The organism is Pseudomonas sp. P4_C3, from assembly GCF_056402075.1.
The window spans coordinates 1-8,576 of record NZ_JBFUIC010000197.1; the positions used below are offsets into that span (position 1 = coordinate 1).

Sequence of the window (8,576 nt, forward strand, 5' to 3'; positions counted from 1 at the left end):
GGTCCTGACCGACAATGGCCGTCTCTTGCAACATCGGGTAGCCAACGCGATTTGCGAAATCCAGGATGGGGTGCGACAGCTGTCCAGTGAACATGAGGGAGAACGGCAGAAAATCGAACTGACGCTTTCTATTCCCAGCGTGCATGGCGTCACTTGGCTTGCCACACGGCTTTTCGCGTTCATGGATGACAATCCGCACATCAAGTTGAATGTCATCACCGCAAGTTACTTCAATACAGTTGATTGGCGACGAGCCGATCTGGCCGTGATTTACGGCGTCCCTCCCTGGCCTGGCTTCTGGTGGCGATTACTGCACGGCATCCGCATGACACCCGTATGTAGCCCCCAACTATTGCGCGGCCCCAAGGCCATTCGAAGCGTGTCCGACCTGGCTCATTATCGATTGCTTCATGAAGACGATGGCGCCCAGTGGCGACGCTGGCTGTCCGAGGCACGCTTTGGACAATCGAGTGACTCGGATATTTACTTCGATGATTTCGGCATGGTTCTGCAAGCTGCTCGCGATGGGTACGGCGTGGCACTCAGCGACGAGGTTGTGTCCGCCCGCGATCTGGATGAAGGCCGACTGGTACAGCCTCTCGCCCTTGCCGTGCCAGCTTTGCAGAACTATTACTGCGTGTGCAGCGAAGGTAATCGCGATCGTGAGGAAGTGAGCAATTTCATCGAGTGGTTGATTGCGCAATCGCGACTACCTGTTACGCCTCAGGTGTAAATTGCTTTTCGTAGGGAGTCGGATCATACGACAGCATGACGGCTTCAACCCGCTGACTTCGAGTGTGAGCGTCCGCTTTGGGATGTGGATTGAACCAGTCAAGGCAACAATTTCGGTATTGCTCCGGGAGTCGTCACCCTGCTCCGGTAGAGTGATCTGTCATCGCTTACGACAGTTTGGTACGCTGTCCTGACGCACCTGACAGATTCGAGCCCATGCTGGAAGAGCTACGAAGAATCGACCTAAATCTATTGCTGACCCTTCATGCATTGTTGTTGGAGCGGCACGTGACTCGGGCATCGGTTCGACTGCATAAAAGCCAGCCAGCTGTCAGCCATGCCCTGGCTCAACTTCGAGCGCACTTTGACGATCAATTGCTGATCCGTCGCGAAGGGCAATTGGTGCTCACCGCCAGAGCTCAAAGCTTGCTAGGGCCTCTTGAACAGGCGTTAAGGCACCTCAATGACTTGCTGGGGGCTTCTGACTTCGACCCCAGCAGCTCTCAAGCACGGTTCCGGCTATCGCTGTCCGACTATGCCACTCGCCGGGTACTGCCTGGCTTGGTACGGCATGTTCGCAATGTAGCGCCTGGAGTGGATCTGGCTGTCAGCCAAGCGAGTCGTGAAACCATGATGGCCCAATTAGCTGATGGTGAGCTCGATGTGGCGCTTGGTATCTTTCCGGAGTATCCGGATGGCATCCATGTGCAGGAGCTTTTCCCGGAGCATTTTGTCAGCCTCGCCGACGAAAGCGCCCTACCGGAATGTGGCTGCCTGACGCTGGAGGAATGGCTGGAGCGTCCGCATGTGATGCTTGCCCTTCGGCCTGATGCGAATGACGAGATCGAAAGAGTGCTGGCAAGCATGGGACTGCGTCGAAGAATCGCTGTGGCACTTCCTCATTGGAGCGCCGCAATCGAGCTCATTGCCGGCACAGACCTTATCCTGACCGTTGCGAGCTGGGCCGTCAGTGGGCTCGACAGATATCCAACGCTTCGAACGTTCGATGCTCCTCTAGATCTTCCCGTCCTGTCCTATCAACAAGCATGGCATGCCCGTAAAGACGCAGACCCTGCCAACAGGTGGATCAGGGAAGCAATCTTGAAGTGCAGCCAGAGCACCTGAATCTTGACTTAAGCAGCTCCCGACTCAGCGGGGCCTTTGAGCTCAACCTGATTACCGTCAGGATCGAAGCAGTAAATCGATAGACCAACGCCTTCGGCCCCGTACCTAGTCACCGCCTTATCAGCAACGATGTCAAAAGCTTGCAAGTGGGCAAGGATCGCCTGCTCATCGAAGGGTTCGACTCGAAGGCAGAAATGATCGACATTACGTCGTTCTTTCCCTGGCGCCCCGCCGCCCATGGCACCCAAGGGGCCATTAACGTCCACCAGATCGATCATCGAGCTTCCCGCTGTAAGGTGGATCATGGCGTACTGGTCATTGCGCTTCTTAATTGAGCATCCGAGAACCTGGGTATAGAAATCGACACTCCGCTCCATGTCCTCAACTCGCAGGACAACGTGGTCGATGTGCTGAACTTTGAAAATAGACATTCAATCGTCTCCTGAGGCAGAAAGCGAACCTCCGTTGCCAAATGGTACGGAGGCTCGTGAGCGTTAGACTTAGTGAATCTTGTCGAACAGAGTTGGCATGTCGCCGGAGAAGTCCACCCAGGGATTGGTGTTCAACAGATACGCATGGGGCGCAGTAGGCTCATCGTAGTGGACTACGAACTCTTCGGGGCCGTGAGCATATGCCACGATCAAGCCCTGTTTCGCATCCATGTATCCGGCGTGAATGCCCATGCCTGGATAACTCAAGCGAATCGCTGTTTCCTCACTGGCTGGGCCAACGGTGAGCCGTACTACAACTCCTTCGGGCAGCACGAACATCCAGGTGAAGGGGCCGCCCGATACGACGGTCATCACTTCATCGATACCTACACCGTTCTCGGCCATGTTGACGTGGAAGCGACCGAAGCTCTCCAGAACGCCGGCACGGTGTTCGTCAGGGATGGCCAGCATGTCATAGACCTTGGGATAGGGGGCAACGCCAGGCTGATGGGTGGAAAGAAGGCCGCCACGTGGCGTCTCGGGCACACGGCCAGCCAGTTCGATCTGCTCAAGCAACTCTGCGCGGTTCAGGCTGAAGAGCCTGATCAGTTCTTCTTGCTCGGCCTCGGTGACAGTGCGGGACTGCGATGCTTTCAAAATGGGTTTGGCTGCGTCCGGAATGCTCACGGTGCTTGCACGAACACCTACGCTCCGAAGCACGGCGTTTACTTCTTCAAGGCCAACAGCGTTCGGACGGCCATCACTGAATTGCAGTTTCACGATATTCATAAATAACACTCCGATCTTTCTACGAAAATATAGTGCTGAACTTCCGTTCATATGCACCTCATGTCAGCCGAGAAAGATTTCTCGGCTATTCGCACACAAGCCGCGTGCGTTGGTTCGACTAGAGGGTCGACCTGAATAAAAAGGGCTGGCTACCAAGAGCGACCACCAGCCGAAAGGGAGGCTCTGGTTTATTTGAGGTTCGCGTTGACCGTTGCGGTCTGAATCAACTTTCCGGAATTAGCGGGCTCTTTGTTTGAGCCCACTTGAACCACGATCAATCCGAAGAAGATGATCAGCACCCCTGCAACCCGAACCAGGTTGATTGGCTTCGCGGTCAGGCCGAGGAGGCCAAAGTGATCGATTAGCATCGCGGCTATGACCTGACCCACCATCACGAACAAGATGTAGTTCGAAGCGCCAAGCTTTGGGGGCAGGAAGGTGGCCATTGCGACGTAAATGGCCCCGCTGAATCCGCCTATCCAGAGCCACCAAGGCCCCTGCAACGCTCCCGCAATGTTTGGCTGCGGTATGCGAAGAACCACGATGGTGGCGATCAGCACAGCTGAGCTGACGATCAGCGAAGTAAGGGCAGCCCAGAGTGGATGACCGAGCTCGCGGCCAAGGGCGCCATTGCTGGAGGCTTGTAAAGGAATCAAGGCGCCGGCAATCAGAGCCAGGCCCATTGGAACAGTTGCAAGAATCGAGATCTTCCCAAACATGACCGTAACCTCTCGTGTTTCGGTGTGGATGGGGAGATATTGATGTATGGGTATTATGAATGGAAATCGACAATACGCACACGTCATATTCGCCTGACGAATGCATCGCGTTAAGTACGTGCCTAGGTGGGCAAGCTTCTCCTCATGCCAATTTTGGTTAAGCGGGTATCGCTCGGTTGATGTCATTCCAGTGATACCTACTGAGACAGGGTCAGTACGTAACGGTGCCCGTTTCTATTCCAGCACAGTGTCTTCTGGCTTCAACATCTACGACAACAAGGAAAAGTGTCGCCTTCCCCTTTCATTTCCAACGCGAGCGGAAGCAGATGCGGTGTGTAACGCGAAAAACTCAAAGCAGTTATTCAGCTCAATGGATTGATCGCGAATACCGAAAGTGGCTTACAGGTCACTAAGAAAGACTAGCGGACACTCGGGCCAGACAATCGATCGTGCCTATTGTGATCAGCCATTGAAACGCACCGCACTGACTGACGTTAGCCCCACGCTCAGGAAGCAATCGGCCGCCGTCATAAATCACCATCTAACTTCTCCCCTTTCTTATTAGATCGATTGGCAGATTATGGTTGAGGTTCCAGAAACTTTAGATCGCTATTGGCCGATTTCTGCCTATGCTGACAGGCTGCTGGGTCGTTTTCAGCCGGTCGTGGAAGGCAGAAATCGGCCACAAGCAATCGTTGGGCAGTGGCAAACAGGTGCCCCGTGAAGAAATCGAGCAGGAGGCGGATTTACCTCCGCCGTCCTCTCACATACATGGACGCCCGAAGTCCAGCCGGCGCAAGCTCCATTCACCGCGCTCCCCCCGCACTCAAGTCCAACGCCTTGGCGACTTGAGCGTCGACAATCAGCGTACCGACTGCAACTCGCGCCACTGCCGAAGTGATCCGGCAATCGGCAAACTGACGGTTATGGATCAAACAAGAGTGCCGTCCCAGAGCTTCTCAGAACGGTGAAACCCCCTCTTCGTCCGAGTAATCGCGCATTTGCGCAATGACCTGGTCACCGAAGCGCCGGCGAAACTCTGGCGGACGATCATCGCACTTGTTCCTGGCTGGACGAATGCCTGGGCAGAAACACCTCGGCCAGCATGCAGCGCGCGCTGCCGCCACCGATGCGCTCGATGGTGTCGATGTTCACCGGCAACGGCGTGGTGTGAGCTTCGATCAAGCGACGCTGATCGGCGTCCAGCGATTGCCAGGCTGTGCGCGACATCACCAGCAGCGGCTCGCCCGCTGCGTTGTGCACTTCCAGCATGTTGCCGGCAAAGGACTCCAGCTGCGCCCAGTTCAAGGCGATGACCTGTTTGCCGCTGGTTTCGAGCCGATTACGCAGCGCCGCACGTTCACCCGGATGGGGCACGGACGCCAGGCAAACCACCGCCACACGGGTGCCGACACTCATCATGACGTTGGTGTGATAAATCGCCACGCCTTGGCGGTCCACCGCGTTGAACGCACACAGTTCATAGCCCAGATGGGTGACCAGCTGATCCAGGGCCCGGGCGTGGGTGCGCGTGGAATAACCGGCGTAGCAGATCCGCTGTTGCCGATCCAGGACCATGCTGCCCGTGCCCTCGAGGAAAACCTCCTGCTCTTCGAGGCTGGACAGGTCCAGCACCTGCTCGACCCGGTATTCACCCAGCAACCCGTCGAGTACACCTTTGTCCCGCTCCAGACGCCGGTTGTGGCCCTGCATCGGATACAGGACCAAGGTGCCATCCGGGTGGCTGCTCCACCAGTTGTTGGGGAAGATCGAGTCCGGGGTATGCGGCGCTTCGCGATCGTTGTGCACCAGGACTTCAACGTCGTGCCGACGCATCGCGTCAACATAGCCATCGAACTCGGCCAGGGCCTTGAGTTGTACGTCTTCGGCAACGGTTGCCGGACGCTGGAAACGGTTGTTCGCCGCCGTGTCCTGATTGAAGGAGAAACGTGTCGGGCGAATCATTAAAACCGTATTGGTGGTTTGCATGGGCACAGACTCAATGAGGGTCGAGAGAGGCTCATTGTCTGTTTCGAGGTGGGAAAAACCCGGTTGATAACGGCTTTTGCGCTGATGAAAACGGCTGAAGATTACTGGTTGCCCAGCCGATTCGGTGAGGGTCGGAAAGCAAAAGATCGCAGCCTGCGGCAGCTCCTACAAGGATACACATTCCAAAGTAGGAGCTGCCGCAGGCTCGGGCCGCGTTCGGACGATCTTTTGATCTTACTCCATGGTGGTCTTGACCATCGCCAGCTCCGGGTGGCTGACCAGTTTGTCGATGTGCAAATCCGGGTCGTCAAACCAGACTTCGGTCAACACCCGGTAATGCTCCATGTCACGGCAGCGCATGCGCAGGCTGTAGTCGAACGCGCCGCTGATCAGGCGACATTCCAGCACCTGCGGGCAGGCGCGGACCTTGGCTTCGAAGGCCTTTTGCGCCGCGCGTCCGCTCTGGTTCGACAACGCCACCAGCACCAGCAACGACAAGCCCGGCGTCAGTTTCTTCTCATCGAGAATCGCGCCATAGCCGCGAATGACCCCAAGCTGTTCCAGCTTGCGTACCCGTTCCAGACAAGGCCTGGGGGTCAGGTGCACGCGCTCGGACAGCTTTTGGTAGGTGATGCGCCCTTCGTGGCGCAACACTTCAATGATTGCCTGATCGATACGATCAAGCACGATCGACAGATCGCGGATATCCGCCATGTACGCCTTGCCTCACTTCAAACGACCCGATAGAAATTGCTGCAAACGTTCACTGTTTGGCCGGTCGAGTATCGTAGCATCGCCCTGCTCTTCGACCCGCCCCTGATGCAAGAACAACACTTGGCTTGAGACCTGCCGGGCAAATCCCATTTCGTGGGTCACCATCAACATGGTCCGGCCTTCTTCGGCCAGCGCCTGAATCACCTTCAACACTTCACCCACCAGTTCCGGGTCGAGCGCCGAGGTTGGCTCGTCGAACAACAGGATTTCCGGTTCCACCGCCAGGGCACGGGCAATCGCCACCCGTTGCTGCTGCCCGCCCGACAGAAACGCCGGGTACTGATCGGCCGCCCGTTGCGGCAAGCCGACCTTGTCCAGATACGCCCGTGCGCTCTCTTCGGCGGCCTTGCGACTCATACCCAGGACTCGACACGGCGCCAGTACGATGTTTTCCAGCACGGTCAGGTGGCTCCACAGATTGAAATGCTGGAACACCATCGCCAATCGCGTGCGCAAGCGCTGCAACTGCTTCGGGTTGGCAACGCGCATGCCACCGACGCCCTGACGGGTGAGGACTCGCTCGCCATCCAGAGCAATGGCGCCTTCGTCCGCACGCTCCAGAAAGTTGATGCAGCGCAGCATGGTGCTTTTACCCGAACCGCTGGCGCCGATCATGCTCACCACGTCCCCTGCCCGTGCGTTCAACGAGACGCCCTTGAGCACTTCATTGTCACCAAAACGTTTATACAGATTTTCAACTGTGAGTTTGTACATGCGAGTACTCCTGGAACGGCACGCTTATCGGCGCCGCTCTGGACAAAGAATGGAAGTCAGTGGGCCGGGCCGAGAAAGCTCAGCCAGCGCTTCTCCGCCAGGCGGAACGCGCCGACCAGCCCGAAGGACAGCACGAGGTACAGCAGACCGGCGATACCGAAAGCCTGAAACGTCATGAAGGTCGCCGCATTGGCATCCCGGGCGATTTTCAGGATGTCCGGAATCGTTGCGGTGAACGCCACCGAAGTCGCGTGCAACATCAGGATCACTTCGTTGCTGTAGTACGGCAGCGCCCGGCGCAGCGCCGAAGGCAGGATCAGTTGCAGATACAGGCGCCAGCCACTCAGGCCATAGGCATGTGCCGCTTCGATTTCACCGTAGGGAATGCTGCGGATCGCTCCGGCGAAGATTTCCACGGTGTAGGCGCAGGTGTTGAGGGTGAACGCCAGCAAGGTGCAATTCATTGCGTCGCGGAAAAACGCTTCGAGCAATGGCTGCGAACGGACCACGGCAATGCCGTAGATCCCGCTGTAGCAAATCAGCAACTGGATATACAACGGCGTGCCGCGAAAGATGTAGGTAAACAGCTGAACCGGCCAACGCAAAACGCCCCAGCGCGAGGTTCGCAAGATCGCCAGGGGCAACGACAGGAAAAAGCCCATGGCAATACTCGCCACCAGCAACCACAGGGTCATCGCCAACCCGGTGAGGGTCTCGCCGTCGCTGAACAGAAAGGGTTTCCAGTATTCGGCAATCAACTCGATCATCGCGCCATCCCCCGTACACCCTGGTTGTAGCGCCGTTCCAGCACGCGCAAGACGTAGTTCGAAGCGCTGGTGATCAGCAGGTAAAGCGCTGCGGCCAGCAGCAGGAAATCAAGCATATTGAACGTGCTTTTGCCGGCCTCCTGCGCGACCTTGACCAGGTCCGACAAACCAATGATCGATACCAGCGCCGTGGCCTTGAGCAGCACCAGCCAGTTGTTGCCAAGGCTCGGCAATGCAAAACGCATCATTTGCGGGAACACCACGAAACGGAAGCGCTGCCAGCGGTTCAGGCCAAAGCACGCCGCGGCTTCCTGTTGCCCGCGTGGCACACTCAGAATCGCCCCGCGAAAGGTCTCGGTGAAATACGCCCCGTAGATAAAACCAAGGGTGATGATCCCGGCCACGAATGGGTCGATTTCCATGTAGGGCCAGCCCATGGAGTCGGTCAGGGCGCTGAGCCAGCCTTGCAGGCTGTAGAAAATCAGCAGCATCAACACCAGGTCGGGCACACCACGGATCAGCGTCGTGTAAAAGGT

The 8,576-nt window shown here is 57.0% G+C and carries 10 protein-coding genes and 1 pseudogene; 2 read left to right on the forward strand and 9 right to left on the reverse strand.

From position 1 onward, the window contains the following. Nucleotides 1–733 (forward strand): LysR substrate-binding domain-containing protein (locus tag AC1DVH_RS22550; RefSeq protein ID WP_477755683.1); only part of this gene is annotated, 733 nt, incomplete at its 5' end. 218 nt (nucleotides 734–951) lie between these two features. After that, nucleotides 952–1,857 carry a LysR family transcriptional regulator gene (locus tag AC1DVH_RS22555; protein ID WP_477755691.1) on the forward strand — a complete coding sequence of 302 codons (906 nt, stop codon included), beginning with the start codon at nucleotides 952–954 and terminating at the stop codon, nucleotides 1,855–1,857. A gap of 8 nt (nucleotides 1,858–1,865) precedes the next feature. Here the strand turns inward: AC1DVH_RS22555 and AC1DVH_RS22560 are convergent, their stop codons facing one another. From AC1DVH_RS22560 to AC1DVH_RS22600, 9 genes and pseudogenes are all read right to left on the reverse strand, one after another. Continuing rightward, entirely contained in the window at nucleotides 1,866–2,288 is a 423-nt protein-coding gene (locus tag AC1DVH_RS22560; protein ID WP_477755684.1) for a VOC family protein, read from the reverse strand. A 69-nt stretch (nucleotides 2,289–2,357) separates the two neighbouring features. Continuing rightward, entirely contained in the window at nucleotides 2,358–3,077 is a 720-nt protein-coding gene (locus AC1DVH_RS22565) for a hypothetical protein (protein ID WP_477755685.1), read from the reverse strand. A 188-nt stretch (nucleotides 3,078–3,265) separates the two neighbouring features. Next, complete coding sequence (locus tag AC1DVH_RS22570) at nucleotides 3,266–3,796, reverse strand: DMT family transporter (protein WP_477755686.1); 531 nt, start codon at nucleotides 3,794–3,796, stop codon at nucleotides 3,266–3,268. A gap of 806 nt (nucleotides 3,797–4,602) precedes the next feature. After that, nucleotides 4,603–4,731, reverse strand: a pseudogene (locus tag AC1DVH_RS22575) (arginine N-succinyltransferase); the annotation flags it as partial. A gap of 115 nt (nucleotides 4,732–4,846) precedes the next feature. Then, a complete protein-coding gene (gene ctlX, locus AC1DVH_RS22580; RefSeq protein ID WP_477755687.1) occupies nucleotides 4,847–5,785 on the reverse strand; it encodes a citrulline utilization hydrolase CtlX in 939 nt (312 codons plus the stop codon). A gap of 234 nt (nucleotides 5,786–6,019) precedes the next feature. After that, complete coding sequence (locus tag AC1DVH_RS22585; RefSeq protein ID WP_007974731.1) at nucleotides 6,020–6,499, reverse strand: Lrp/AsnC family transcriptional regulator; 480 nt, start codon at nucleotides 6,497–6,499, stop codon at nucleotides 6,020–6,022. A 12-nt stretch (nucleotides 6,500–6,511) separates the two neighbouring features. After that, nucleotides 6,512–7,273, reverse strand: coding sequence for an ABC transporter ATP-binding protein (locus AC1DVH_RS22590; protein WP_477755688.1), 762 nt, complete (start codon nucleotides 7,271–7,273; stop codon nucleotides 6,512–6,514). A 56-nt stretch (nucleotides 7,274–7,329) separates the two neighbouring features. Beyond that, nucleotides 7,330–8,040 carry an ABC transporter permease gene (locus AC1DVH_RS22595; RefSeq protein WP_477755689.1) on the reverse strand — a complete coding sequence of 237 codons (711 nt, stop codon included), beginning with the start codon at nucleotides 8,038–8,040 and terminating at the stop codon, nucleotides 7,330–7,332. Then, nucleotides 8,037–8,576, reverse strand: a 540-nt coding sequence (locus AC1DVH_RS22600; RefSeq protein ID WP_477755690.1) for an ABC transporter permease, incomplete at its 5' end; no start/stop codon positions are given. The genes AC1DVH_RS22600 and AC1DVH_RS22595, both read right to left, overlap by 4 nt.

Excerpts from the sequence above, each read along its gene's own strand:
- AC1DVH_RS22560 (WP_477755684.1), bottom strand. The coding sequence starts at position 2,288 with ATGTCTATTTTCAAAGTTCAGCACATCGACCACGTTGTCCTGCGAGTT.
- AC1DVH_RS22565 (WP_477755685.1), bottom strand. The coding sequence starts at position 3,077 with ATGAATATCGTGAAACTGCAATTCAGTGATGGCCGTCCGAACGCTGTT.
- AC1DVH_RS22570 (WP_477755686.1), bottom strand. The coding sequence starts at position 3,796 with ATGTTTGGGAAGATCTCGATTCTTGCAACTGTTCCAATGGGCCTGGCT.
- ctlX (WP_477755687.1), bottom strand. The coding sequence starts at position 5,785 with ATGCAAACCACCAATACGGTTTTAATGATTCGCCCGACACGTTTCTCC.
- AC1DVH_RS22585 (WP_007974731.1), bottom strand. The coding sequence starts at position 6,499 with ATGGCGGATATCCGCGATCTGTCGATCGTGCTTGATCGTATCGATCAG.
- AC1DVH_RS22590 (WP_477755688.1), bottom strand. The coding sequence starts at position 7,273 with ATGTACAAACTCACAGTTGAAAATCTGTATAAACGTTTTGGTGACAAT.
- AC1DVH_RS22595 (WP_477755689.1), bottom strand. The coding sequence starts at position 8,040 with ATGATCGAGTTGATTGCCGAATACTGGAAACCCTTTCTGTTCAGCGAC.